Here is a 25,935-nt window from a genome sequence, read left to right as displayed (position 1 = left end):
GCCGCAGGAGCACGCATGACGATTTCCCCCCACCGCGCCGACCTGGCGCGCCTGATCGACCCTGCCTGCATCGCGCTGGTCGGCGCCTCCGACCGGCCCCACAGCATCGGCGGCCGCACGCTGACCAACCTGATCGACCACTCGACCATCCGCGGCGAGCTGTACCTGGTCAATCCCACCAAGACCGAGCTGCGCGGCCGGCGCTGCTGGCCCAGCATCGCCGCGCTGCCGCAGACGCCCGACGTGGCCATCATCGCGGTACCCGCGGCCGGCGTGCTCGCGGTCGCGGAGGAATGCGCGGCCCGCGGCGTGCCCTTCCTGGTCATCCTGACCTCCGGCTTCGGCGAGGCCGGCGCGGAGGGCGAACGGGCCCAGCAGCGCCTGAAGGAAATCGCCGATGCCGCCGGCATGCGCATCTACGGGCCCAATTGCCCGGGCCTGTGCAACATCAACGCGCGACTGGGCATGACCTTTTCGCCCTCCTTCCCGCACGACCTGGTGCCCGGCCCCATCGGCCTGGCCACGCAGGGCGGCGGCCTGGGCCGCAACGTCATGCAGGCCATGGAGCGCGGCGTGGGCATCGGCCTGTGGGCGTCGACGGGCAACGAAGTCGACCTGCAGGTGGCCGACTTCATCCACTACATGGCGACGGCGCCGGACATCAAGGTCATCGTCACGCTGCTGGAGGGCATCAAGGACGGCCCCCGCCTGCTGGCCGCCCTGCAGTGCGCCGCCGACAACGGCAAGCCCGTCATCGCATTGAAGGTGGGCAAGTCCGAGTACGGCCAGCGCGCCGCCCAGTCGCACACGGCGTCGCTCACCGGCTCGGCCGAGGTCAACAGTGCCGTGTTCCGCCAGTACGGCGTGATCGAGGTGGACGACATCGACGAGCTGGTCGACACCGCCTGGCTGTTCGCCCGCGCCATGCCGCCGGCGCAGGAGGCCATCGGCATCTATTGCTCCTCGGGCGGCACGGCCGCGCTCACGGCCGATGCCGTGGGCACCTCGGGCCTCAAGCTGGCCCAATTCGCCCCGCACACCCGCGAGCTGCTGCTCAGCCGCCTGCCCGACTACGCCGCCATCGACAACCCGGTGGACACCACGGCCGCCATCCTGAGCGATGCCGACCTGATCGAGCAGACGCTGGGCGCCGTGACCACCGACCCCAACCTGGGCTGCGTGCTCGCGCCCATCGCGCTGGAGTACGGCGCCACCACGGTGAGCCTGGCCCACACCATCCGCGCCGCGCAGCAGCAGAGCCCCACGCCCATCATCCCGATCTGGATGAGCGACCGCCTGGGCGAGGGCTACAAGCTGCTGGTCGAAGGCGGCTTCGCGCCGCCGCGCTCGGTGGGCAAGGCCCTCAAGGCCGTGCAGCGCTGGACGGAGTGGGGCCGCTGGCAGCGTGCGGGCGGGCTCGGCGAGGCACGCGCCACCACGCCCGCGCGCTCGCCTTCGCCGGCTGGCGGTACCGTGCGCAACCTGTCGGAGCTCGAAGCCAAGCAGCTGCTGGCGCAGTCCGGCATCGCGCTGCTGCCTGCGGCCGTGGCGGCAACGCGCGAAGAAGCGCGCCGCATCGCCGACGGCATGGGCTATCCGGTGGTCGCCAAGATCGCCAGCCCGGACGTGGTGCACAAGTCCGACATCGGCGGCGTGAAGGTGGGCATCGCAGACGGCGCCCAGGTCGAGCTGGCCTGGGACGACATCATGGCCTCGGTGCGCCACCACAAGCCCCAGGCGGCCATCGATGGCCTGCTGATCGAGAAGATGGCCCCGCGTGGCGGCTTCGAGCTGATGGTGGGCGTCACGCGCGACCCGGTCTTCGGCCATGTCATGACCTTCGGCCTGGGCGGCATCTATGTGGAGCTGCTGCGCGACGTCACGCGCCGCCTGCTGCCGCTGCGGCCCGCCGACGCCCGTGCCATGGTGCGCGAAATGCGCTGCTACCCGCTGCTGCAGGGCGCACGGGGCAAGCCGCCCGCCGACGTGGCCGCGCTGGAGCGGCTGCTGCTCGCGGTGTCGGACTTCGTCATGGCCCATTCAACAAGCCTGGAGGAAATGGACCTGAACCCGGTATGGGTGGGCAGCGAGGGTGAAGGCGCCCTGCCGCTGGATGCCGTCATCGTGATGCTGGAAGACGCATGAGGGGCGAGCCCGCACCGCCGCTCGCCGGCATCACCGTGCTCGACTTCAGCGAGCTGCTGCCCGGCCCCTTCTTCACGCAGATGCTGGCGGAGATGGGCGCCGAGGTGATCAAGGTCGAGCGTCCGCCGCATGGCGACAACGCCCGGCGCCTCGGCCCCGGCGGCTTCGAGGCCGTCAACCGCGGCAAGAAGAGCGTGCTGCTGGACCTGAAGGACGAAGCCGGCCGCGCCCGGGCCCATGCCCTGCTGGCCGGCGCCGATGTGCTGGTCGAGTCCTACCGGCCGGGCGTGATGGCCCGCCTGGGCCTGGACCATGCCAGCCTGCAGGCCGCGCACCCGCGCCTGGTCTATGTGTCGCTGAGCGGCTACGGGCAGGACGGGCCCTGGGCCCAGTTGCCCGGCCACGACATCAACTACCTGGCGGCCGCGGGCGTGATGGCGCTGTCGGGCGAGCCGGGCGGACCGCCCGCACCCGGCTTCGGGCTGCCGGCCGCGGACCTGTGCGGTGCGATGTATGCGCTGTCGGCCACGCTGGCGGCCCTGTTGCAGCGCCAGCACAGCGGACTGGGCCAGCACCTGGACGTGGCCCTGGCCGATTGCGCCCTGCACTGGATGACGCCGCGGCTGGGAAGCTTCCGCGATGGCGGCACGACCCAGCTGGAGGACCAGCGCAGCGTAGCGTTGGTCAAGCCGGCCTACGGCATCTTCCGCTGCCGCGATGGCCGGCACCTGTCGGTCGCCGCCCTGGAAGACCACTTCTGGGCGCGCCTGTGCGAGGTGCTGGACATGGGGCCCTTTGCTGATGCCCGCTACCGAAGCTTCGCGGCGCGCAAGGCCGAGGCCGAAGGCATCAATGCGCGGCTGGCCGCACAGGTCGCGACGCTCGATGCCGACGCGGCCTTCGAGCGCATGGCACGGGCCGACCTGCCGGTCGCGCCGGTGGTGGCGCCGACGGAGCTGGCCGCCACCGCCCAGTTCGTCGAGCGCGGCCGCTTCCTCGGCAGCGAGCCGCTGGCAGCGGTGGCTTTTCCCGTGAATCTGCGCGGGGTCGATCCGCGGACCCTGGACGGCGCTCCGCGCCTGGACAGCGCCGGCGCCGCACCGTGACGCCCGCCCTGCTGCAGACCCGGCTCACGCAGCGCTTCGGCATCCGCCATCCGGTGCTGGGCGGCGGGCTCATGTGGCTGTCCGATGCCGCGTACGTGAGTGCGCTGGCCCGGGCCGGCTGCATGGGCTTCCTGACGCCGCGCTCCTTTCCGGGCGAGGCCGAATGGCGCACCCAGCTGCAGCGCTGCAGCGAGCTGGCCGAGGGCAACGCCTTCGGCGTCAACCTCACGCTTTCGGCCCGGCCCGAGGCCAACGCCGACGTCCCGCGCTGGCTCGACATGGCGCTCGCTCATGGCGTGCGCCATTTCGAGACGGCGGGCTACGGCCCGCAGACGCTGATCGAGACCATCCATGCCGCGGGCGGCGTGGTGATCCACAAGGCCTCCAGCCTGCGCCATGGCCTGGCCGCGCAGGCGGGCGGCGCCGACGCGGTTGCGCTGGTGGGCATGGAGGAGGGCGGTCACCCCGGCATGAACGAGCTGCCGACCATGCTCATGGGCGCACTGGCGCGCGAGCGCATCACCGTGCCGCTGGTGCTGGGCGGCGGCATCGGCCACGGTCGCCAACTGGCTGCCGCACTGGCCCTGGGCGCAGATGGCGTGCTCATGGGCAGCCGATTCCTGGTCTGCGAAGAGATCTCGGCCCATCCGGCGTACAAGGCGCACCTGGTGGGTTGCGACGAGCACAGCACCGTGCGGCTGCTGCAGTCGCTGGGCAACACCTGGCGCGTGCTGCGCAACGAGACGGCGCGCCAGATCGAAGCCATCGAACGCACGGGCGTCACCGACCACGCGGCCTTCGGCCCGCTGATCGCCGGACGCCTCGCGCGCGACGCCTGCTACGAGGGCGGCGACTGGCAGCAGGGCATGCTGTCCCTGGGCCCCGCCATCGCCTTCGCCCACCGCATCCAACCCCTGGACGCCATCGTCGACGAGTTCCTGGCTCAGTGCCGGGACGCGATGCGCGCCCTTCCAGCACTTCTGCCATGACCTCCTCCCTGGACTTCCTCGGCCGCCTGGCCGTGCCCGTGATCGCCGCACCCATGCTGCGCGTGTCGGGCATCGAGCTGGTCTCTGCCGCCTGCCGCAGCGGCGTGATCGGCGCCTTTCCCACCGCCAACTGCCGCTCTCTCGACGAGCTGGACGCCTGGATGTCGCGCCTGGACGAGGAGGCACGCGCCGGCGGCGACACGGTGGCACCGTACTGCCCCAACCTGATCATGCGGCGCGACCCGGCCAAGGTGCGGGCCGAGGTGGACCTCATCGCCCGCCATGGCGCGCGGCTGGTCATCACCAGCGTGGGCTCGCCCTCGTCGGTGGTGCCGGTGCTGCACGACGGCGGCTGCCGGGTCTTCGCCGACGTCGCTTCGCTGCACCATGCGCAGCGCGCCATCCAGTCGGGCGTGGACGGCCTGGTGCTGCTGACCGCGGGTGCCGGCGGCCACACGGGCTGGGCGAATCCCTTCGCCTTCGTGCGCGCTGTGCGCCGCGTGTTCGACGGCCCCATCGTGCTGGCCGGCGGCATGGCCGACGGCGTGGCCCTGCGCGCCGCCATGACGCTGGGCTGCAACCTCGGGATCATGGGCACGCGCTTCATCGCCACACAGGAGAGCCTGGCGAGCGATGGCTACCGCCAGATGCTGTGCGACGCGGACATCGACGACGTGCTGCTGACGCGGGCCTTCACCGGACTGCCGGCCAGCTTCCTGCGCCAGTCGGCCGAGCGGCTGGGCATCGACGTGAACGCGCTGGACGAAAGCGTGTCGGTCGAAGAGGCGCGCCGCCGCTGGGGCGGCGGATCGGAGGGCGCGGCCAGCCAGCGCTGGACCGACATCTGGAGCGGCGGGCACACGGTGTCGGCCGTGCGCGAGGTGCAGAGCGTGGCAGCGCTGGTGCGTCAGCTGCAGATGGAGTACGAGGGCGCCTCGCACTGAGGCCCTTGCGCAGCTGGCCGCGATTCAGCGGCGTCGCGCGGTCGGCCTGGCCTCGACATGAAGCGGGACGACGGAGGCCCGCTCTTCATAGCGCAGCTCCACCCGCTCGCGCCGTGCCGGCAGGCCCGGCTCGGCGATGCGGTCCACCAGCAGCCGGGCCAGCCGCCGCGCCGCATCCGCCATGTCGATGGTCAGCACCGACACGGCCGGCTCATGGTCGCGGGCGAAGGCCGTGTCGCCGATGGCGACGATGGAGACATCCTGCGGCATGCGCAGACCGCGCGAGGCCACGGCGCGCAAGGCGCTGTTGAGCATGTGCGTACCCTGGACGATCAGCGCCGTCGGCCGCGCCGGGCGCGCCAGCAGCTCCGCGATCTCCTCGAAGGCCGAGGCCGTCACGCTCTGCGCCTGCACGATCAGCTCGGGCACCGGCAGGCCCGCAGCCGCATAGGCGGCCTTGTAGCCCTGGATGCGCCGGCGCACCGGCCGCGTCTCGCCCTGCCAGAGCACCAGCGCGATAGCGCGGTGGCCCAGCGCCATGAGTCGCTCCACGGCCACCCGCACGCCGGCCGCATGGTCGATGACGACACTGTCGTGCGCGCCGGGCAGTTCGCGGTCGAAGACCACGGCCGGCATGGGCAGCGTGCGCAGCGCTTCGACGAGTTCGGGGCTGCGCTCGTTGCCGGGCGCCAGGATCACGCCGTCCATGCCGCGCTGCATGAACATCGACAGGGTGCGCAGCTCGCGCTCCAGGTCGTTGGCCCCGTTGGCCAGCAGCGGCAGGTAGCCGAGCGCGAGGAACTCGTCTTCCAATGCCCGGAAGACCTGCGCATAGAGCGGGTTGCCGATGTCCGGCAACAGGCATCCCACCGTGCGGCTGAGCCGCGAGCGCAGGGCCTGCGCCGCATGGTTGGGCCGCCAGCCAAGGGCGGCCGCCGCGCGCTCGACCTTCTCGCGCGTCGCCGCCGAGGCGCCCGCGCCGTTCATCGCGCGCGAGGCACTGCCCAGCGATACCCCGGCCAGCCGCGCCACGTCGCGCAGGTCCACGCGTCCCTTGTCTGCCTTCATCCGGATACGTTTCCAGTCCACACCATGGCTGCATCTTAGGTGACAGCAGCCGAGGGTTAGCGCTAGGTCGGAAACGTTTCCAGCTCGGCACGATGCAGTTTTCCCGAAGCGTTGCAGACAACACAAGGAGCCATCCCCCATGTCCTCATCCGCCCCCACCATCCAGCCCGACGCCCAGCTCTACGACGAGGCGCTGGGCCGGTTGCGTCCATCGTCCGGCCGGCTGGCGGGGCGCCGCATCCTGGTGGTGGGCGCAGGCCAGCGCGACATCGACGACCCGCAGCCGCCCGTGGGCAACGGCCGCGCCATCTCGCAGCTGTTCGCCCATGAGGGCGCCGTGCTCACCTGCGTGGACATCAATCCCGCCGCGCTCGCGCAGACCTGCGCCCTGGTGCGCGAGGCCGGCGGCACCGTGCATGAAGAGGTGGCCGACGTGGCCGATGCGCAGGCCATTCCCGGCGTGGTGGAGCGTGCCGCCGCGCGCATGCAGGGCCTGGACGGGCTGGTGATGGTGGTGGGCGTGGCCAGTGGCCTCGCGCTCGACGCGCAGTCGGCCGAGGCCTGGGACGCGGAGCATGCGGTCAACGTGCGTTCCTGCATGCTCTTCGGCCAGCAGGCGCTGCGGCACATGGCCCCGGGCGGCTCGATCATTCTTCTTTCGTCCATCGCGGCCCTGCGCAACTCCAGCTTCAATCCGGCCTACGAGACCACCAAGGCGGCGCAGGTCTCGCTGGCGCGGTCCATCGCGATGGCGGGGCAGGCCAAGGGCGTGCGCTGCAACAGCCTGCTGCCCGGCCTCATGGACACGCCCATCGGCCGCGCCGCCACGCGCCGCCGCACCGACCGCCTGGCCATGCCGCTGCCCTTCGGCCGGCAGGGCACGGGCTGGGAAGTGGCCCATGCCGCGCTCTTCCTCATGTCGCACGAGTCGTCGTACGTCAATGCGCATGCGCTGGTGGTCGACGGCGGGCTGATCGGCGGCATCTCGCGCAAGTAGGAGCGGCCATGCAGCCTTCATCGCTCCGGCGCCGGGAGTTCGTCCTGGGCGCGGCACTGGCCGGCATCGGCGCCCGCACGGCCATGGCCGCGGGCGAGGCTATGGCCTATCCCGAGCGGCCGATCCGGCTCATCGTCGGCTTTCCGGCCGGCGGCTCGGCGGACCAGTCGGCGCGCCGGCTTGCCGACCAGATGTCACGTCAGCTGGGCAAGCCGATCGTGATCGACAACCGCCCCGGTGCCTCGGGCAACATCGCCGCCGCCGCGGCGGCCCGCAGTGCGGCCGATGGCTACACGCTGTTCTATGGCACCAACGCCACCCAGGCGATGAACGTCAGCCTGTACCCCCGGCTGGACTACGACCCCATCAAGGACTTCGTGCCCATCGCGCTGGAGGGCAAGGTCTACAACGTGATGTGCACCCATCCCGCCTTCCGCCCGGCGGATGTGCCGTCCCTGCTGTCGCAGGTGCGGGCATCGCCAGGCAGCCTGGCCGTGGCCACGCCGGGCAATGCCACCAGTGGCCACCTGTCGCTGGTGCTGCTGCAGCGCTCGGCCCGCGTGCAGTTCACCCATGTGCCCTACAAGGGCAGCGCGCCCGCGGTCACGGACGTGATCGGCGGGCAGGTGCCGATCCTGTTCGACAACGTGGCCGGCACCATCACCCACATCCGTGCGGGCAAGCTGCGCCCGCTGGCCGTGACGGCCGCCAGGCGCCTGCCGCTGCTGCCCGACGTGCCGACCTTCGAGGAACTGGGCCTGCGCGACTGCGTCATGGCGGCCTGGGGTGGCCTGTGGGCGCCTGCGGGCACGCCGGCGCCCATCGTGCAGCGGCTCAATGCCGAGATGAACCAGGCCCTGGCCACCGCCGCCGTGGTCGACCGCATGCGCGAGCTCACCGTCGAGCCCGTGGGTGGCAGCTCCGAAGCCGCCGCCGCCTTCGTCATCGAAGAAACCCAACGCTGGCGCGCGGTGCTCCACGCCGCCGGCATCCGACTGGACTGAACGAACCATGGCACGCATTCCCTATTTCGACCTGAGCCACGCGCCTGAGAGCTTTCAGCGCCTGCTGAGCGACCGGCCGCCGCTCAACATCTACCGCATGGTGGCGCACGGCGGCCCGACGGGCGAGGGCTTCCTCGGTCTGGGCAGCGCGATCCTGCGCCGCTCCTCGCTGCCGGCGCCGCTGCGCGAGTTGGTGATCCTGCGCGTGGGCGCCCTGTGCGGCTCGGCGTACGAGGTGTTCCAGCACCGCCGCGTGGCTGCGCAGGCCGGTGTGCCGGCCGCGCAGATCGAGGCCGTGCTCTCGGCCACGGACGGCGAGGCGCTCGCCGAGGCCTTCGAGCCGTTGGCGCAGCAGGTGCTGCGCTTCACCGACGCGGTGGTCCGGCAGGTGAAGGCGCCCGCCGACTGCTTCGATGCGCTGTCGGCCCAGCTGCCGCACCAGCAGCTGATGGAGATCGTCATGACCATCGGCTACTACATGCTGGTGTGCCGCGTGCTCGAGAACTTCGAGGTGGACATCGAAGACAAGGACCCGCTGGCCGGCTTCTCGCAATGGTCGGGCGTGCTCGGCACGCAAGCCGCAGGGGCCACCAACACCGCTCAAGGAGACAAGGCATGACCACCCTGAACCGTCGCCATTTCTCGCTCGCCCTCGGTGCCCTCGGCGTGGCGCCGCTGGCCCGCGCCCAGGCCTATCCGCAGGGGCCCATCACGCTCGTCGTGCCCTTCAGCGCCGGCAGCGTGGTGGACCAGCAGGCGCGCGTCATCGCACGCGTGCTCGCCAGCCGGCTGGGCCAGCCCATCGTCATCGACAACCGCGCGGGCGTGAGCGGCTCGCTGGGCGCCGAGGTGGTGGCCCGCGCCGCGCCCGACGGCTACACCCTGCTCATCGGCACGCAAGGCACCCAGGGCACCAACAGCGCCATCTACAAGACCATCCGCTATGACCCGGTGAAGGACTTCGTCGCCATCCACGGGCTGTCGGGCAATGCGACGGTGCTGGTGGTCAACCCCACGCTCAAGATCCAGTCGGTGGCCGAGCTGGTGGCCTACGGGAAGGCCAACCCGGGCAAGCTCAACTTCGGCTCGGGCGGCAAGGGCACCTCGGGCCACCTCTGCCTGGAGCTGCTGCAGAACCGCACCGGCGCACGCTTCACGCACGTGCCCTACAAGTCCAGCTCCACCGCCCTGGTGGACCTGGTGGCCGGCAACCTGGACGCGATGTTCGACTTCGTCCAGACCTCGGGCCCGCAGATCCGCAGCGGCAAGCTGCGGCCGCTGGCGGTGACGCGCAGCCCGCGCATGCCCAGCCTGCCCGACGTGCCGACGATGGCCGAGGCCGGCTTTCCGGGCATCGAGTCCCAGAGCTGGGGCGGACTGTTCGCGCCCGCCAAGACGCCGGCCGCCATCGTGCAGCGCCTCTCCGACGCGGTGGACGAGACCTTGAAGACGCCCGAGGTGCGGCGCACGCTCGAATCGGTGGAGAGCTTCACCATCGACATGCCTCACACCCAGTTCCAGGCTTACGTAGCCGCCGAGGCCGCGCGCTGGGAAGGTGTGCTGCGCGACGCCGGGATCACGCCCGAATGAGCCGCCTTCGCGTCGCGGCGGTCACCGGTGCCGGCAGCGGCATCGGCCGCGAACTGGCACTGGCCTGTGCGCGCGAGGGCATGGCCCTGGCGCTGACCGACATCGAGGCCACGGCGCTTGCCGAGACCGCGGCACTGGCCGGCGCGCTCGGCGTGCCCGTCATCAGCCAGATGGGCGACGTGGGCCGCGAGCAGGACGTCGAGGCCTTCGCGCAGGCCTGCGACGCCGAATACGGCGGCGTGGACTGCCTGTTCAACAACGCCGGCGTGGCCGTGCTCGGCCCGGCCTGGCTGGCGACGGCGGACGACTGGCAGTGGCTGTGGCATGTCAACGTGATGGGCGTCGCCCATGGCGTGCGCTGCTTCGTGCCGCGCATGCTGGCCCGCGGCACGCCCGCGCATGTGGTCAACACGGCCTCGGCCGCCGGGCTCGCCACGCTGGCGGGCTCGGGTGTCTATTCGGCCACCAAGCATGCGGTGGTGGCGTTCAGCGAATGCCTCGCGCACGACCTGCAGCAGGCCGGCGCGCCCATCGGCGTGTCGGTGCTGTGCCCCTCGCTGCTGCCAACCGGCATCCACCAGTCGGGCCGCAACCGACCCGCCGGCCTCGACCGCACCGTGCCCCCGGCTGCGGCCTACGAGGAGCGGGTGCGGGTCGGCATGGCCGCCTCGCCCATCGGCGCCGCGGAGGTGGCGGCGCTCACGCTCGACGCCATCCGGCAGCAGCGCTTCTATGTGATTCCCCATGCCCAAACCGGTGCTTCCGTCGAGCGACGCATGCACCGCATCCTCGACGACTTCCATGCCCAGCATCCGCCCACGGCGGAGGGCGGGCCGACCACTCAACCCTGAAGGAACCCTTGATGACGACCACCCCCGACACCGAACTGGCGCGCCTGGCTGCCCAGGTCGCGCAGCTCCAGGCCCGGCTCGACCGGCAGGACGACCTGGACGCCATCCGCGCCCTGCGCAACCGCTACCACGAACTGGTCAACGAGGACGAGGGCCCGCGCCTGTACGAACTCTTCGCACCGGACGCCACAGTGGTCTACAACGGCCGGCCGGAGGTGGGGGGCCGCGACGCGATCCGCCGCTTCTTCCAGGACTTTCCGGTGCAACATGCGCGGCAGTTCATCCACCAGCACGAAATCGAGCTGCGGGGCGACCGCGGTACCGGCCGCAGCTACATGGACGGCCGCCCCGTCAGCCAGGGCAAGAGCCTGTACGTGGTCGGGCGCTTCGACGACGAATACATCCGGCTCGACGGGCGCTGGCTCTTCCAGCGCGTGGTGCTGACCGTGCACTACATGATCGAGGCCGCCGAGCACTGGGAACACCTGCTGCCCGTGCAGAAGAAGAAGGAGGCCGCCCAATGAGCCTGCCCGCGTTCTTCGACCTGAGCGGCCGCACGGTCGTGGTGACCGGTGCCGCCAGCGGCCTGGGCCTGGCCATCGCCGAGGCCATGCTGCAGGCCGGCGCACGCACGGTGATGACGGACGTGGACGCCGACGCGCTCGCCACCGAGCACCGGCGCCTGCAGGCCGCGCATCCGCTGGCCGAGTCGGCGGTGCTCGACGTCACCGCGCCCGGCGCGGTCGATGCGCTGATCGACGATGTCGCCGCGCGGCATGGCGCCCTGGACTGCGTGTTCGCGAACGCGGGCATCAGCGCGGGCCGCGGCTTCATGGTCGACACCGGCCGCCTGGAGAACCTGGACATGGCCAACTGGGACCGTGTGCTGCGCATCAACCTCGACAGCGTGCTGGTGACCGTGCGGGCTGCCGCCCGTCACATGAAGCCGCGCGGGCAGGGCCGCATCGTGGTCACCTCGTCCATCGCCGGGCTGCGCTCGGAGGCACTGTCGGGCTATGCCTATGTGGCTTCCAAGGCGGCGGTCAACAACCTCGTGCGGCAGGCGGCCATGGAACTGGCGCCCTTCAACGTGCTGGTCAACGCCATCGCGCCGGGCCCCTTTGCGACCGGCATCAATGGCGGCCGGCTGCGCCTGCCCGAATCGGTCGAGCGCATGCGCACCTACATCCCGCTGGGCCGCGTGGCCGATCCGCGCGAGATCCAGGGCCTGGCCCTGTTGCTGGCTTCGCCAGCCTCCAGCTACATGACGGGCGCGATCATCCCGGTGGACGGCGGCGCCTCGGCGCGTTAGGCATTCGCTCGCGCGCCGGACGCGAGTAGGACGCGGGCCGGCGCAGCATGCGCGGGCGCCCGCGCCCGCACTCAGCGAGGCGTCAGCAGCTCCAGCAGCACATTGGCCACCGCCACCGTGGCCAGCCGCAGCTCGTGCAGCGGCACGCGCTCGTCGGCCCGGTGGCCGTTGGCCTCGATCAGGCTCTTGGGCCCGGCGCCGAACATGACAGTGGGGATGCCGGCCTCGGCATAAAGGCGCGCATCGGTGTAGAGCGGCACGCCGATGGGCGTGACCGGCTGGCCCATCACCGCGCTGGCCTCGCGGCAGACCAGTTCGACGAAGGCTTCGCTGCCGGGCGCGGGCGCGAAAGGCCGCGCCAGCAGGATCTGCCGCACCTCGGCGCGGATGCCGGGCAGCGCCGAGCAGGCACCTTCGATCACCTCGCGCAGCTCAGCCTCGACCTGCTCGGGCACCTCCTCGGGCACGATGCGACGGTCGATGCGCAGCGTCAGCCGATCTGCCACCACGTTGGTGTTGATGCCGCCTTCGATCAGTCCCACGACCAGCGTGGGATGCGTGATGCCCGGCGTGCTCGAGGGCCGCCGTGCAAGGCTGTCGCGGTAGCGGTAGAGCGCTGGCAGCAGATGGGCGGCGGCCTCGATGGCATCGTGCCCGGTGTCGGGACGCGCCGCATGGGCCGAGAGGCCGTGCAGCGTCACTTCCAGATGCAGGCAGCCGTTGTGCGCCACTACCACATGGTGGCTGAAGGCGGCCGACAGCACATAGTCGGGCCGGCTGAGGCCCTGCGACAGCAGCCAGCCGGGGCCGGTCATGCCGCCGGTCTCCTCGTCGTAGGTCAGGTGCAGTTCCACGCTGCCGGCCAGCGGCAGGCCGGCCGCATGGGCGGCGCGCAGTGCGCGCAGGGCCTGGCCGTAGGTGGTGAAGTCGGACTTGGACACGGCCGCGCCGCGGCCATAGAGCCAGCCATCGCGCACCTCGCCGCCGTAGGGGTCGGTGGTCCATCCGGCACCGGGCGGCACGACGTCGCCATGCGCATTGAGCGCCACCACCGGGCCGTCGCCGAAGCGCTCGCGCACGATCAGGTTGACCACGCTGCGCATGCCGTGGCGGGCGGCCTCTTCGGCCGGCACCGGGTGGCGCTCGACGGTGAAGCCCTGCGCCTCGTACAGCTGGGCGGCCAGTTCGGCATGCGGCGCGCAGTCGCCGGGCGGGTTGTCGGAAGGGCAGCGCACCAGCGCTGCGAGCATGTCCACCTGCTGGTCGAAGTGGTCGTCGATGAAGCCGCGCATCAGCGTGCGGGCGGCCTCGGGCGTCAGGGTCGGTTCGGTCATTCGAGAGAAGGTCACAGGAAGCGGTCGATGCGAAAGGGCGTGAGGTCCATGCCGGCATCGCCATGCACGAGCAGCTCGGTCACCAGCTTGCCGGCGATGGGCGCCAGCGTGTAGCCGTTGGAGGTCACGGCGTTGTAGAAGCCCGGCACGCCGGGCACCTCGCCCAGGATCGGCGCGCCGTCGATGTTGACGTTCATGCCCGCCCAGCAGCGCACCATGTGCAGGCCCGCCACGGCCGGCAGCACATGGCGCGCAACCCACAGGCTGCCTTCGAGGCTGTCGCGCACCGCGCGGTTGAGGCGCATGGCCGGATCGAAGGCGGCCGTCCAGCCGCCCCCGATGAGCAGGCCGCCACTGGCCGCCTGCTTGAGGCTGAGGTGCCGGTCGGCGTGGGCGATCAGGTGATCCACCAGCGGCGGCGCGGGCTCGGTCACGATCATCTGCAGCGGCGCGCCCTGCACTGGGATGCGCACGCCCAGCATCTCGCCCACCGCGCTGGACCAGGCCCCGCTGGCGTTGACCAGCCGGCGCGTCCGCACGGTGCCGCGCGAGGTGGCAAGCACGAAGCCGGCGCCGTCGCCCGGCAGCCGCTCGATGGACTGCACGTTGCAGCCGCGCACGAAGCGCGCGCCCTGCGCCTGGGCCCGGGCGGCCAGCGCATAGGTGGCGCGCAGCGGGTTGATCTTGCCTTCCATCGGACACAGCTCGGCGCCCAGCAGGCCCTGGGACAGGGCCGGTGACAGGCGCCGCAGTTCGGCGCCGTCGATCACATGGGCCTCGATGCCGTGCTGGCGTTCGAGCGCGGCCTTGGCCTCGATGAAGCGCATGCCGGCCTCGCTGTCGGCCACCATCAGACCGCCGGTGATCTTGATCTCCAGGTCTTCGCCGCAGTCCTGCTCGAACTCCTGCCACAGGCGCACGGACAGTGGCCCCAGCGGCAGCGTGGCGGCGGCGGGCCCACCACCGGCCTGCGCCTTGGCGCCGAAGTCGAAGCTGAGCAGCTGCACATGCAGGCTGCCGGCGTTGGCGCCCGAGGCCTGGAGGTTGAGCTCGTCCCTGTCGAGCACCAGCACATCCTGGCCCGCCTGCGAAAGGTAGTAGGCCAGCGAGGCGCCGAGCACGCCCGCGCCGATGACGACCACGTCGGCCTGCATGTCGGGCAGCGGCGCGCTCTCGACGGGCCGCGCCAGGTTGGGCGTGATGGCCGGCTTGTGGCCGCCCCATTCGGGCTTCTCGAAACCCAGTGCCCCCGCAGGCACCGGCTTGGCGGGTGGACGTGGGGCCAGGTACTGCTCGGGCGCCACGGCACGGCCGGTCATCTCGGTCACCAGCCTGGCAGCGGTGACGGCGCAGTAGCGGCCCTGGCAGCGGCCCATGCCGAGCCGCGTGTTGCGCTTGATGGCGGCCAGCGAATCGCGGCCGGCGCGGATCTGCGCACGCACGTCGCCGAAGCGGATCTCTTCGCAGCGGCATAGCACCGTGTCGTCGGGCGCCGCGGCCAGAGAGAGGGGAGGGGCCTGGTAGAGCGACCACAGGGCGCGCTGGAAGGCCTCGGCGCGGTGCAGGTCGGTGACCGTGCGCGGGTCGGCGGCCACGGTGCGGCCCAGGGCGCGCGCCACGGCGGCACCAGCCAGCGTGCCGCGGGCCAGCGCCACCCGGGCGCCGCCCAGGTCGGCACCGTCGCCCACCACGTACACGCCGGGCACGGACGTGGCGCCGTCCTCGGCCGTCGTGGTGGCCAGGTGGCCCAGATGCCGGCCGGCCGAGTGGTGCGCGCAGCCCAGCATGCGCGCCAGTTCGGTGGAGGGGATGAAGCCGTAGCCGAGGCACAGGGTGTCTACGTCGAAGGCGGTGGTCTGCGACGGCATGGCGTGCTCGGCGAGCACCACGCGGCGCACCCGCTCCTCGCCCTCGGCCGCGACCACATGGCGGCCCCAAAGCACGGGCACGCCGGCGCGACGCAGGAGCCTGAGGTAGCGGGCGCCCTGCCACACAAGGTCGGGCGCCGCACGCATCGCCGCCAGGGCGGGCTTGATCTGCGCGGCGGAAGGCGCCGGGGCGGACTCCACCACGGCCAGCACCTTGGCGCCGCCTTGCAGCAACTCCACCGCCAGTTGCAGGTTGAGCGGACCGTTGCCGGCGATGAGCACCCGCTCTCCCGGCGCGACGCGATAGGCCCGCGCCAGGGTCTGCGCGGCGCCGGTCGTCATCACGCCAGGCAGCGTCCAACCCGGAAAGGGCACGGGCCGCTCGTAGGCGCCCGGGGCGATCACCAGCTGACGGCAGCGAAGCACCGTCGCCCGCCCGTCGATGAGCGCACCAACCTCCTGGGGCGAGAACGCCGCCCAGACCTGGGCGCCCTGTTCGAAGCGGACGCCGGCCGCCTCGGCTTGCCGGCGCAAGGTTTCGCCCTGGGCGAACTGCCGGTCCAGCGGGGTATCGCTGCGGTGCGAAGGCGCAAGCGGCTTGAAGTACTGGCCGCCGGCCTGCGGTCGCTCGTCCAGCACCAGCACCGAGAGTCCGGTGCGCGCGGCCGTGCGCGCGGCGGCCAGGCCGGCGGGACCGGCGCCGATCACCAGCACGTCGACCGTGCGCTCGTCGGGTGCCGCGCCGGCGGCCGGCGTCAAGGGCTGAAGGGGATCGTCCGGCGTGCCGGCCGGCATCTGTGAACGGATGTCCTGGCCGTCCTCGACCTTGGCCAGGCAGGCCCGCTGGCTGGCCCGGCCGTCGATGGTGACCAGGCAGTCCTGGCAGGCGCCCATGCCGCAATAGAGGCCGCGACGCTCGCCGCTGCGGGTATGGCGTAGCGCCACATGGCCTGCCGCGGTGAGCGCGGCCGCCACCGTTTCCCCTTCGATGGCGGCCACCGGATGTCCGTCGTAATGGATGCGGATGGTGCGGCCGGCCGTGGCGACGGAGGGATGGCGAAGGCGGAGGTCGGTCATCGGCGCAAGAAGGACGGCTGCGAAATCGTGTTGATTTCACATATCGTATACGTATACTGCACGTATACCAACCGTATCGCGACCCTTTTTCGAGCAAGGACCGGGCATGACAGCGTTCCGTGGCACCTATACGGTGCTCATCACCCCTCTCACCGCCGACGGCAAACATGTGGACGTGCCGGCTCTGAAGAAGCTGGTGAACTGGCAGATCGAGCAGGGGATCCACGGCCTGATCCCGCTGGGCAGCACCGGCGAATTCCTGTCTCTGGATGCCGAGGAACGCAATCTGGTGATCGAGACCTGCGTGTCCACGGCAGCAAAACGCGTGCCCGTGCTGATCGGCACCGGCGCGGAGTGGACCGACGAATGCGTGCGCCTGTCGCGCGAGGCCCAGACCATGGGCGCGGACGGCGTCATGATCATTCCGCCCTTCTACAGCACGCCCACCGACGACGAGCTGTTCGCGCACTACCGCAAGGTGGGCGAGGCCATCGACATCCCCATCATGGTCTACAACAACCCGGCCACGGCCAATGTGGACCTCAAGCCCGCGCTGGTGGCGCGCCTGTCGCGCATCGACGCCTGCCAGTACATCAAGGAGTCCACGCTCGAAGTGACGCGGGTGCGGGACATCATCGAGCTGTGCGGCGACCGCATGACGGTGTTCGCCGGCATCCTGGGCTACGAGTCCTTCTGGCTGGGCGCGCAGGGCTGGGTGGCCGTGTGCTCCAACCTCATCCCGAAGGATTCGGCCCGCCTGTTCGAGCTGGTGGCCGACGAGCGCGACATGGAATCGGCCCTCGCGCTCTACAAGAAGATCCTGCCCATCGTGCGCTGGGTCGGCGGCCACCGCTATGTCGCCGCTTCCAAGGACGGCCTGGCCATGATGGGCCTGCCCGTGGGCCAGCCCCGTGCGCCGCGACTGCCGCTGCCGCCCCAGGACCAGGCCGAGCTGCGTGCCGAGCTCGACCGCCTCGGCCTGCTCGACTCCATCGCGGCCTGAGCATCGCCGCGCCTCACCCCATTCCCTTCACTTCGACCTGCCCCCGAGGACTTCCCATGAAATTGCGCTTCGCTTTCGTCGCCGCCGCGGCCCTGCTGGCCACCGGCCTCGCCTCCGCCCAGACCTGCAAGTCGCCCGTGCCCGATTCGGCACTGGTGAAGAAGGGCACGCTGACCATGTCGGTCAACCCGACGCTGCCGCCGATGCAGTTCGTGGACCAGACAGGCGCGCTCAAGGGCATGCGCGTGGAGCTGGGCGAGGCCATCGCCAAGCGCCTGTGCCTGACGCCCGAGTACGTGCGCATCGAGTTCTCGGCCATGATCCCGGGCCTGCAGGCCGGCCGCTGGGACCTGATCAACACCGGCATCTTCTACACCGAGGAGCGCGCCAAGCTGATGCAGATGCTGCAGTACGAGGACCAGGCCATCAGCATCAGCACCGCCAAGGGCAACCCGCTGAAGATCGCCAAGCCCGAGGACCTGTCGGGCAAGACCATCGGCGTGGAGATCGGCGGCTTCGAGGAGCGCAAGGCGCGCGAGCTGGACAAGCAGCTCACCGACAAGGGCCTCAAGGGCATGACCATCCGCACCTTCGAGAACTTCGCCATGGCCTTCCAGTCGCTGCGCGCAGGCCAGGTGGAGGTGGCCCTGTCCATCGACTCCACGGGGGCCGAGTACCAGAAGCGCGGCGACTTCGACCGCGTGCTGTCGGGCCTGTTCCCCACGCCGGTGGCGCTGGCCACCAAGAACAAGGAGCTGGCCAATGCCGTGGCCAAGGTGCTCAACGACATGAAGGCCGACGGCAGCTTCCAGAAGCTGTTCGACCAATACGGCGTGAAGCCCATCGACGGCCCCGTGGTCGTCAAGGGACCGGCAGCCTGACAGGGCAGGGCGCCCGTCCCGCGCCGGGACGGGCCTGACAGGCGCCTCTTGCAGAGGTGCCATCGAAGCGACACGAAGGACGCCACATGGGCCAAGGCTGGAGCTGGTCGGGATTCGCCGACTACTTGTTCAACCCCTACATCCTCCAGGGTGCGGTCACGACCCTGTGGCTGACGCTGGCCGCCATCGCCGGCGGCCTGCTCGTGGGCTGCGCCCTGGCGCTGGCGCGGCTGTCGCGCCACCGCTGGCTCTCGGCGCCTGCGCACTTCTACATCTGGGTGTTCCGCGGCACGCCGCTCTTGGTGCAGCTCATCATCATCTACACCGGCCTGCCGCAGATGGGCCTGAAGCTGTCGGTGATCGAGTCGGCACTGCTGGGCCTGATCCTCAACGAAGCGGCCTACCTGGCCGAGATCGTGCGCGGCGGCATCCAGTCCATCCCGGCCGGACAGACCAATGCCGCGCGGGCGATGGGCTTCACCGGCGCGCAGACCATGCGCTACGTGGTGCTGCCACAGGCCATGCGACTGATCATTCCCACACTGGGCAACAGCATCAACGGCCTGCTCAAGACCACCTCGGTCACCTCGGTGATCTCGATGGAGGAGCTGCTGCGCCGCACGCAGGTGCTGATCCAGGAGAAGTTCATGGTGCTGGAGCTGTTCCTCGTCGCGGCCATCTACTACCTGCTCATGACCACGGCCTGGGACCTGATCCAGCGCCGCATCGAGCGCCACTTCGGCCGCGCCTACGGGCACGGTGCCGAAGCCAAGTCGCATGGTCCGGTGCCCGGCGACGCCGTGCTCGAGCAGCGCTGAAGCCCCGACCTGCATCACGTCACCATGGCCCACTACGACCTCATCGTCCGCAACGCGGACATCGCCACCGTCGGCGACCGCTATCGCGCCGACATCGGCGTCAAGGGCGGCCGCATCAGCGCTATCGCGCAGGACCTCGAAGGCAGCGCCACGCGCGAACTGGACGCCGCCGGCCGCCTGGTCACGCCGGGTGGCGTGGACGGCCACTGCCATTTCGATCAGCCCACCAGCGACGGCTCGAAGTTCGCCGACGATTTCGAGACCGGCACGCGCTCCGCCGCCTGCGGCGGCACCACCACCGTGCTGCCCTTCGCGCTGCAGCAGCGCGGCCACAGCATCCAGGCGGCGGTGGACGACTACCACCGCCGCGCCGAAGGCAAGGCCTGCGTCGACTACGCCTTCCACCTCATCGTGGCCGACGCCACCAAGGACGTGACGCAGCGCGAGCTGCCCCAACTGATCGAGAAGGGCTACACCTCCTTCAAGATCTACATGACCTACGACGACCTGAAGCTGGGCGACCGCCAGATCATCGAGGTCCTGGCCACGGCCCGCCGCCATGGTGCGATGACAATGATCCATGCGGAGAACAGCGACTGCATCGCCTGGCTCACCGAGCAGCTGCTGGACGCCGGCCTCACCGCGCCGCGCTACCACGCGGCCTCGCGGCCCATGGCCGTGGAGCGCGAGGCCACGCACCGCGCCATCGCACTGGCCGAGCTGATCGACACGCCCATCCTGATCGTGCATGTCTCGGGCCGCGAGGCGGTGGAGCAGATTCACTGGGCCCGGGGCCGCGGCCTGCCGATCCACGCCGAGACCTGCCCGCAGTACCTCTTCCTCAGTGCCGAGGACCTGGGCATCGACGAGAACGACCCGATGCACGGCGCCCGCTGCATCTGCAGCCCGCCGCCGCGCGACAAGGCCAATCAGCAGTTCATCTGGAACGGCCTTTCCAGCGGGCTCTTCACCATCGTCTCGTCCGACCACGCGCCCTTCAACATGAACGGGCCCGACGGCAAGCGCGTGGCCGGCGACGATGCCTCCTTCGACCGCATTCCCAACGGCATCCCGGGCGTGGAGACGCGCCTGCCGCTGCTGATGAGCGAAGGCGTGATGGCCGGGCGCATCGACATCCACCGCTTCGTGGAACTGACCGCCACCAACCCAGCGCGCCTGTATGGCCTGTACCCGCGCAAGGGCACCATCGCGGTCGGTGGCGACGCCGACCTCGTGATCTGGGACCAGTTCGCGCCGGGCGAAGAGATCACGATCCGCAACGACATGCTCCACCATGCGGCCGACTACACGCCCTACGAAGGCATGAAGCTGCGTGCCTGGCCCGCGACCACGGTCTCCCGCGGCCGGCTCGTGTGGCACGACGGGCGATTCGATGCGGCGCCGGGCTCGGGGCTCTTCCTGCCTTGCCTGCGGCCGCGCGCGCCCCGCGACGGCAATCCGCTGGAAAAATGGCTCTGAGTGCCCGCCCCACCGTTGCGACGCGCGCGTCCATCGCAGGCGCAGCCTGCGGCGCCCCGCTCGCGAACGTGTCGGCCTGCTAAGCTTTTGCCCTTCGCGCCACGCCGTTCCGCATGCCCACCCTGCCCAGCCCCGCCCAGCCGGCCACCATCACGATCGCGCCGCTCGAGGTGCGTTCGACCAGCCTGGCCGAGCAGGCCTACGACCGGCTGCGCACACTCATCCTCGACCGCAAGATCTCGGGCGGCAGCCCGCTGCAGGAAGGCCGCCTGGCCGAAGAGCTGGGCATCTCCCGCACGCCCATGCGCGAGGCGCTGGTACGCCTGGCCGGCGAAGGCCTGCTGGTGCGGCGCGACGCGCGCTCGTACGCCGTGCGCGCGCTGGGCACCAAGGAGTATTTCGACTGCATGCGCGCGCGCGAGGTGATCGAGGGCGAAGCCATCGCGCTGGCCGTACCGCGCATCTCCAACGAGGAACTCGACGCGCTCGAAGCCGAAGTGCGCGCTTTGAATGAAGGCGAGCACGACGAGACGGCCCACTGGCATTTCGACGACAAGCTGCACCTCTTCCTGGCCGGGGCCAGCGGCAACGTGGTGTTTCCGCGCCTGGTGGAGGAACTGCGAGTGAATGCACGGCTCTTCCGCCTGCACAGCCCGCTGCACCGCCAGCGCGAGAACCACGACGAGCACGGCCGCATCCTGGAGGCACTGCGCAGCCGCGATGCGGACCGCGCGCGCGAGGCCATGCGCGCGCACCTGCGCAGCCTGCAGGAAGACGTGCGCCGCGCGATCCTGGACTGAGCGGACCGGCCGGTCGACCGACCGACCGACCGACGCTAGCCGCCGAACCAGCGTGCCGGCACCGTCACCAGCGACGGGAACAGCACCATCACGAACATGATGGCGAACTCCGCCGCCATGAAGGGCAGCACCCCGCGGGTGACCTCGTCCATCTTCATGCGGCCCACGCCGGCCACCACGTTCAGCACCACGCCCACCGGCGGCGTGATGAGGCCGATCGAGTTGTTGATGATGAACATCACGCCGAAGTAGACCGGGTCGATGCCCGCCTTGATCACCACCGGCATCAGCACCGGCGTGAGGATCAGGATGGTCGGCGTCATGTCCAGCGCGGTGCCGACCACCATCACCAGCACCATGATGCCGATCATCAGCAGCACCTTGTTGCCCATGAAAGGCTCCAGCAGACCCACCACCTTCGAGGGCAGGTCGGCCACGGTGATGAGCCAGGCACTGACCATCGCCGCCGCGATCAGGAACATCACCACCGCGCTGGTCTTGGCCGCCGCCACGAACACGTCCCGCAGTTGCCAGAAGTTCAGCTCGCGGTAGACGAAGGTCGCCACGGCAAAGGCATACACCGCGGCCACGACCGCCGCTTCGGTGGGCGTGAACACGCCCATGCGCAGGCCCACCAGGATGATCACCGGCAGCAGCAGCGCCCAGCCGGCCTCGCGCGCGGCCGCCAGGATCTCGCGGCGGCTCTTCCGCGGCGGCGGTTCGACCTTCTCGCGCCGCACCACCCAGGCCCAGGTGATCCACAGCGCGCCACCGATCATCAGCCCGGGGGCGATGGCCGCAAGGAAGAGCTTGGAGATCGACACGTTGGCCGCTACGCCGAAGATCACCAGCCCGATGCTGGGCGGGATCACCGGCCCGATGATGCCGGTGGCCGCGATCAGACCACCCGCGCGGGCCTTGTCATGACCGGCAGCGGTCATCATGGGCAGCAGCAGCGCCGTGAGCGCTGCCGCATCGGCCACGGCCGAGCCCGAAAGGGCCGACAGCAGGCAGCCCGCCATGATGGTCACGTAGCCCAGGCCGCCGCGCACATGGCCCACCAGCGAGAGCGCCAGGTTGACGATGCGCTTGGACAGCCCGCCCACGTTCATGATCTCGCCGGCGAGCATGAAGAAGGGCACGGCCAGCAGCGGAAAGCTGTCGGCACCGCCGATCAGGTTCTGCGTCAGGATCTGCGCGTCGAACAGGTCCAGCTGCCACATCAGGGCGACGCCGCTGGCCAGCAGCGCGAAGGAGATCGGCATGCCGATGGCCATGGCCAGCAGCAGCGATCCGATGAACACGGTCAGCGTCATGGCTGGCCCTTCTGGGAATGTGGGTTCGGTTGTGTCGGCGAGGCCTGGGCGTTGCCCAGCACCTGCGCCAGGGCCGCGGCCTCTTCCGACTCCTGCACGGCGACGAGTTCGTCCTCGCGCAGACGGCCGGTGAGCAGGCGCCCCAGGTCGATCAGCAGCAGCAGCCCGCCGCCGATGGCGAATACGATGCCCACGCTGTAGACGATGGCCATGGACAGGCCCGTCACCGGTGCCTCCACGTCCCAGTTGATGCGCGTCTGCACGATGCTGCCCTGCAGAAGCAGCCAGAGCATGTAGAGCATCAGCAGCTGGCTCAGCAGCAGGCACAGCTTCTTGCCCGAGGGCGGAAGGCGGCCGACGACCATGTCCACGCCCAGATGGGCGCGCTCGTGCAGCGCCACCAGCGCACCGAGGAAGGTCATCCAGATGAAGAGCCAGCGCGAGACTTCCTCGGACAGCAGGATGCCCGAGTTGAAGCCATAGCGCAGCACGACGTTGCCGAACACGAGCACGACCATCACGGCCAGCATGAGCGCAACCAGGTTCTCCACCGCGCGGCAGACGCGGTCGATCCAGCGATTCATGATGAGGATCTCCCGGGGCACGCCGCAGCGGGCGCGCCCCTGTTGGAGGCCAGGCGTCAGCGCCGGGCCTCGCGCACGATCTCGACCAGCCCGCGCAGCGCAGCGAGGTAGGACTGCGGTCCCAGGCCCTGGATCGTCCCGCGCACCGCGGGCGAGATGATGGAATGCGCGCGCCAGCTCTCGCGGGCGGCGATGTTGGACATGTGCACTTCGAGTACGGGGAAGGGCATGGCCTTGATCGCATCGTGCAGCGGCACGCCGTGCTGCGTCAGGCCGGCAGGGTTGACCAGCGCGCCGTCGGCGCTGTCGATGTGCTCGTGCAGGAAGTCGATCAACGCGCCTTCGTGGTTGGACTGCAGTGTGTGGACCTGCACGCCCAGCTCTTCCGCCAACGCGGCGATGCGCGCGTTGATCTCGGCCAGCGTGGTGGTGCCGTAGATGTGCGGCTCGCGGCGGCCGAACAGGTTGAGGTTGGGTCCGTGCAGGACGAGGATGTTCATGGAAGCGCTCATGCGGGTTGCGGAAATCACTGCTTGCGGATGCGGGCCAGCTCGTCCTTGTAGAGCTTGACCATGGCGGGGTCGTACTGCGCGGCGAACTTGTCGATCACCGGCTGGGCGATCTGACGCATGCGAGCCTGCTGGTCGGTCGACAGCTCGTTGAACTGCGCGCCCTTGGCCTGCAGCTCGCCCAGTGCCTTCTGTGCGGCGGCGCGGCTGACCTGGCGCTGGTAGGCGCGCGACTCGTCGGCGGCCTCACGCATCCACTTCTGCTCCTGGGGCGTGAGCTGGTCCCAGAACTTCTTGCTCACCAGCACGATGTTGGCGGCGTACACATGGTTGGTGGCGCTGACGTACTTCTGCACCTCGTAGAACTTGTTGGACAGGATCACCGAGAAGGGGTTTTCCTGGCCGTCCACGGCCTTGGACTCGAGGGCGCCGTAGAGCTCCGCGAAAGGCATCGGCACGGGGTTGGCCTTGAAGGCCTTGAAGGTGTCGAGGAACACGGGGTTCGGGATCACGCGGATCTTCAGGCCCTCCAGGTCTTCCGGCTTGGTGATGGCCTGGCGGCTGTTGGTCACGTTGCGGAAGCCCAGGTCCCAGTAGCCCAGTGCCACCAGGCCCTTCTCGGGCAGCTTGGCGATCAGCGCCTGGCCCAGCGGGCCGTCGAGCAGGGCATCGGCCTGCTCGAAGGTGGCCACCGAGAAGGGGAAGTCGACCAGTCCGAACTCCTTGACGATGCCCGCGAGCGAGGTGGTGGCCGGCGCCGACATCTGCTGCACGCCGCCCTGCAGCGCGGCCTGCTGCTGCATCTCGTTGCCCAACTGGTTGGACGGGTACTCCTGCACCTTCATCTTGCCGCCGCTCTTGGCCGAGAGCAGCTCGGCAAAACGCTTGACGCCGAAGCTCACCGGATGGTCGGGGTTGTTGAGGTGGCCGAAGCGGATGGTGCGCTCCTGCTGGGCAACGGCGGGCAGGGCGAACGCGGCGGCGAGGCCCGCGGCGACGAAGGCTCGGACGAATTTCTTCAAGGTTGTCTCCATGAGGGTTGGACGGTGGCCGGCCACTCGGACCCGCCAGGCGGCGCGATCATAAGCACATGTGGAAAGAATTTCCACACTGAAAATCTATTCGGTGCTTTGGTACAGTGGCGCCCGTCCAAGAAATCGCCGACCTCTGTCGGCCGGGAGCCGAAACATGAGTGGTGTGATGGAACGCAGCTTCAAGGTGCTCGAATACCTTGCCGACCATCCTCAGGGTTGCGCGCTGTCGGTGCTTGCCAGCGAGCTGCAGCTGCCGCTGTCGGCCACCCATCGCATCCTCTCGGACCTCGTGCGCTGCGGCCATGTGCGGCAGGACGAGCGTGACGGCCACTACCAGATCACCATCAAGCTCGCTGCCCTGGGCCTGGCCTTCCTCAGCCGCTCCGGCGTCGTGGATGTGGCGCAGCCGCTGCTCGAGCAGCTGGCCCAGACCTCGGGCGAGCTGGTGCGGCTGGCGGTGGTCGATGGCGAGGAACTGACCTTCGTCGCCAAGGCCCAGGGCGCCACGCGCGGCCTGCGCTATGACCCGGACATGGGCCTGTCGGTGGAGCTATCGTGCAGCGCGGCCGGCCATGCGTGGCTCTCGACGCTGAGCGACGACGAGGCGCTGGCCATCGTGGCGCGGCGCGGGCTGGGCAGCCCCAAGGACTTCGGCCCCAAGGCGCCCACTTCGATCAAGGCCGTGATGACCTATGTGAAGGCCGCACGCCAACGGGGCTTCAGCATGATCAACGAGGTGTTCGCACCCGGCATGACCGCCATGGCTGCGGCCGTGGCCGGGCCTGACACCAAGGCCATCGGCGTCATCACCATCGCCGGGCCGGCCGTGCGCCTGACGCCGCAGCGCATGGAAGAGCTGGGCCCTGCGCTGCTGGAGACCGCACAGGACGTCTCACGCGCCAGCGGCGCCTCGCCGCTGTTCCGCCGCCGGGCCTGAGCCACCGGCACTCGGCAGGCAGGCCGCACGCGGATCATCCTGCCGGCTCTTTGGCGCTGCTTCGCAGCCCCGCCGTCGCGCAACTGCTCCTTGTGAGCCGCGTGCGCGCGCACCCCTGCGGCGCCGATCGATTCCGTCCGCCCTTGATGCCTTCATTGCGCCACGGCATGCGCGTGCCTGTGCCTGTGCGCGGGCGCCCCATCCATTCGCAGCCAGTTCCGAGCAGCGGCCGAAGCCAGAATCGGAACAACATTTTTTCTTGGAAAACTTTTCCTGTTTGATTACGATG

24 protein-coding genes are annotated in these 25,935 nt (G+C 70.3%); 17 read left to right on the top strand and 7 right to left on the bottom strand.

Annotated features, from left to right (window positions below; translation table 11 throughout):
- Positions 1–15: 15 nt before the first annotated feature.
- Genes DFR41_RS14650 through DFR41_RS14635 form a run of 4 tightly spaced genes read left to right on the top strand, consistent with a single transcriptional unit; the run spans position 16 to position 5,184 of the window.
- Positions 16–2,145 (top strand): acetate--CoA ligase family protein, encoded by a 2,130-nt coding sequence (locus tag DFR41_RS14650; RefSeq protein WP_114803234.1) that lies wholly within the window; start codon positions 16–18, stop codon positions 2,143–2,145.
- Positions 2,142–3,251, top strand: coding sequence for a CaiB/BaiF CoA transferase family protein (locus DFR41_RS14645; protein ID WP_114803233.1), 1,110 nt, complete (start codon positions 2,142–2,144; stop codon positions 3,249–3,251). The genes DFR41_RS14650 and DFR41_RS14645 overlap by 4 nt, the downstream gene beginning before the upstream one ends.
- The gene (locus tag DFR41_RS14640; protein WP_114803232.1) at positions 3,248–4,240 is read left to right on the top strand and encodes an NAD(P)H-dependent flavin oxidoreductase; all 993 of its coding nucleotides are present in this window, start codon (positions 3,248–3,250) and stop codon (positions 4,238–4,240) included. Before DFR41_RS14645 ends, DFR41_RS14640 begins: the two co-directional genes overlap by 4 nt.
- A complete protein-coding gene (locus DFR41_RS14635) occupies positions 4,237–5,184 on the top strand; it encodes an NAD(P)H-dependent flavin oxidoreductase (protein WP_114803231.1) in 948 nt (315 codons plus the stop codon). Before DFR41_RS14640 ends, DFR41_RS14635 begins: the two co-directional genes overlap by 4 nt.
- Positions 5,185–5,208: 24 nt before the next feature.
- Here DFR41_RS14635 and DFR41_RS14630 read toward each other — a convergent pair whose 3' ends face one another.
- Positions 5,209–6,252: a substrate-binding domain-containing protein gene (locus DFR41_RS14630; protein WP_114803230.1), complete on the bottom strand. Its 1,044-nt coding sequence runs from the start codon at positions 6,250–6,252 to the stop codon at positions 5,209–5,211.
- A gap of 139 nt (positions 6,253–6,391) precedes the next feature.
- On the opposite strand from DFR41_RS14630, the gene DFR41_RS14625 reads away from it, so the two are divergent.
- Genes DFR41_RS14625 through DFR41_RS14595 form a run of 7 tightly spaced genes read left to right on the top strand, consistent with a single transcriptional unit; the run spans position 6,392 to position 12,006 of the window.
- The gene (locus DFR41_RS14625; protein WP_017758497.1) at positions 6,392–7,249 is read left to right on the top strand and encodes an SDR family NAD(P)-dependent oxidoreductase; all 858 of its coding nucleotides are present in this window, start codon (positions 6,392–6,394) and stop codon (positions 7,247–7,249) included.
- 8 nt (positions 7,250–7,257) lie between these two features.
- Positions 7,258–8,253: a Bug family tripartite tricarboxylate transporter substrate binding protein gene (locus tag DFR41_RS14620; RefSeq protein ID WP_114803229.1), complete on the top strand. Its 996-nt coding sequence runs from the start codon at positions 7,258–7,260 to the stop codon at positions 8,251–8,253.
- A gap of 7 nt (positions 8,254–8,260) precedes the next feature.
- The gene (locus DFR41_RS14615) at positions 8,261–8,872 is read left to right on the top strand and encodes a carboxymuconolactone decarboxylase family protein (protein ID WP_114803228.1); all 612 of its coding nucleotides are present in this window, start codon (positions 8,261–8,263) and stop codon (positions 8,870–8,872) included.
- Entirely contained in the window at positions 8,869–9,843 is a 975-nt protein-coding gene (locus DFR41_RS14610) for a Bug family tripartite tricarboxylate transporter substrate binding protein (protein WP_114803227.1), read from the top strand. Before DFR41_RS14615 ends, DFR41_RS14610 begins: the two co-directional genes overlap by 4 nt.
- Entirely contained in the window at positions 9,840–10,694 is an 855-nt protein-coding gene (locus DFR41_RS14605; protein ID WP_114803226.1) for an SDR family NAD(P)-dependent oxidoreductase, read from the top strand. The genes DFR41_RS14610 and DFR41_RS14605 overlap by 4 nt, the downstream gene beginning before the upstream one ends.
- Positions 10,695–10,705: 11 nt before the next feature.
- Positions 10,706–11,218 (top strand): nuclear transport factor 2 family protein, encoded by a 513-nt coding sequence (locus DFR41_RS14600; protein ID WP_114803225.1) that lies wholly within the window; start codon positions 10,706–10,708, stop codon positions 11,216–11,218.
- Complete coding sequence (locus DFR41_RS14595) at positions 11,215–12,006, top strand: SDR family NAD(P)-dependent oxidoreductase (RefSeq protein WP_114803224.1); 792 nt, start codon at positions 11,215–11,217, stop codon at positions 12,004–12,006. Before DFR41_RS14600 ends, DFR41_RS14595 begins: the two co-directional genes overlap by 4 nt.
- 71 nt (positions 12,007–12,077) lie before the next feature.
- Here the strand turns inward: DFR41_RS14595 and DFR41_RS14590 are convergent, their stop codons facing one another.
- Positions 12,078–13,340, bottom strand: coding sequence for a M20/M25/M40 family metallo-hydrolase (locus DFR41_RS14590; protein ID WP_114803223.1), 1,263 nt, complete (start codon positions 13,338–13,340; stop codon positions 12,078–12,080).
- Between the two features lie 11 nt (positions 13,341–13,351).
- The gene (locus tag DFR41_RS14585; RefSeq protein ID WP_114803222.1) at positions 13,352–16,285 is read right to left on the bottom strand and encodes an FAD-dependent oxidoreductase; all 2,934 of its coding nucleotides are present in this window, start codon (positions 16,283–16,285) and stop codon (positions 13,352–13,354) included.
- A gap of 106 nt (positions 16,286–16,391) precedes the next feature.
- Between DFR41_RS14585 and DFR41_RS14580 the strand changes: the two genes are divergently transcribed.
- From DFR41_RS14580 to DFR41_RS14560, 5 genes are all read left to right on the top strand, one after another.
- On the top strand, positions 16,392–17,288 hold the full coding sequence (locus tag DFR41_RS14580; RefSeq protein ID WP_017756833.1) for a dihydrodipicolinate synthase family protein: 897 nt from the start codon (positions 16,392–16,394) through the stop codon (positions 17,286–17,288).
- A 56-nt stretch (positions 17,289–17,344) separates the two neighbouring features.
- Positions 17,345–18,169: an ABC transporter substrate-binding protein gene (locus tag DFR41_RS14575; RefSeq protein WP_114803221.1), complete on the top strand. Its 825-nt coding sequence runs from the start codon at positions 17,345–17,347 to the stop codon at positions 18,167–18,169.
- Positions 18,170–18,255: 86 nt separating this feature from the next.
- On the top strand, positions 18,256–18,987 hold the full coding sequence (locus tag DFR41_RS14570) for an amino acid ABC transporter permease (protein ID WP_017756835.1): 732 nt from the start codon (positions 18,256–18,258) through the stop codon (positions 18,985–18,987).
- A gap of 24 nt (positions 18,988–19,011) precedes the next feature.
- Complete coding sequence (gene hydA / locus DFR41_RS14565) at positions 19,012–20,466, top strand: dihydropyrimidinase (RefSeq protein ID WP_114803220.1); 1,455 nt, start codon at positions 19,012–19,014, stop codon at positions 20,464–20,466.
- Between the two features lie 113 nt (positions 20,467–20,579).
- Entirely contained in the window at positions 20,580–21,266 is a 687-nt protein-coding gene (locus DFR41_RS14560) for a GntR family transcriptional regulator (RefSeq protein WP_114803219.1), read from the top strand.
- A gap of 35 nt (positions 21,267–21,301) precedes the next feature.
- Here DFR41_RS14560 and DFR41_RS14555 read toward each other — a convergent pair whose 3' ends face one another.
- From DFR41_RS14555 to DFR41_RS14540, 4 genes are read right to left on the bottom strand one after another with little or no spacing between them, the layout of a single operon-like run.
- Positions 21,302–22,582, bottom strand: a complete 1,281-nt coding sequence (locus DFR41_RS14555; protein WP_114803218.1) for a TRAP transporter large permease — start codon at positions 22,580–22,582, stop codon at positions 21,302–21,304.
- The gene (locus tag DFR41_RS14550; RefSeq protein ID WP_114803373.1) at positions 22,579–23,166 is read right to left on the bottom strand and encodes a TRAP transporter small permease; all 588 of its coding nucleotides are present in this window, start codon (positions 23,164–23,166) and stop codon (positions 22,579–22,581) included. Before DFR41_RS14550 ends, DFR41_RS14555 begins: the two co-directional genes overlap by 4 nt.
- A gap of 56 nt (positions 23,167–23,222) precedes the next feature.
- Positions 23,223–23,666: a type II 3-dehydroquinate dehydratase gene (locus tag DFR41_RS14545; protein WP_114803217.1), complete on the bottom strand. Its 444-nt coding sequence runs from the start codon at positions 23,664–23,666 to the stop codon at positions 23,223–23,225.
- Positions 23,667–23,692: 26 nt separating this feature from the next.
- Positions 23,693–24,709 (bottom strand): TRAP transporter substrate-binding protein, encoded by a 1,017-nt coding sequence (locus tag DFR41_RS14540; protein WP_043113919.1) that lies wholly within the window; start codon positions 24,707–24,709, stop codon positions 23,693–23,695.
- A gap of 154 nt (positions 24,710–24,863) precedes the next feature.
- Between DFR41_RS14540 and DFR41_RS14535 the strand changes: the two genes are divergently transcribed.
- The gene (locus DFR41_RS14535) at positions 24,864–25,646 is read left to right on the top strand and encodes an IclR family transcriptional regulator (protein WP_114803216.1); all 783 of its coding nucleotides are present in this window, start codon (positions 24,864–24,866) and stop codon (positions 25,644–25,646) included.
- Positions 25,647–25,935: the final 289 nt, after the last annotated feature.

The sequence above is a fragment of the Pseudacidovorax intermedius genome (assembly GCF_003350475.1).
Taxonomy (GTDB): domain Bacteria; phylum Pseudomonadota; class Gammaproteobacteria; order Burkholderiales; family Burkholderiaceae_C; genus Xenophilus; species Xenophilus intermedius.
Note: the sequence above shows the minus strand (reverse complement) of the source record. Positions and strands in the feature narration are given on the sequence as shown.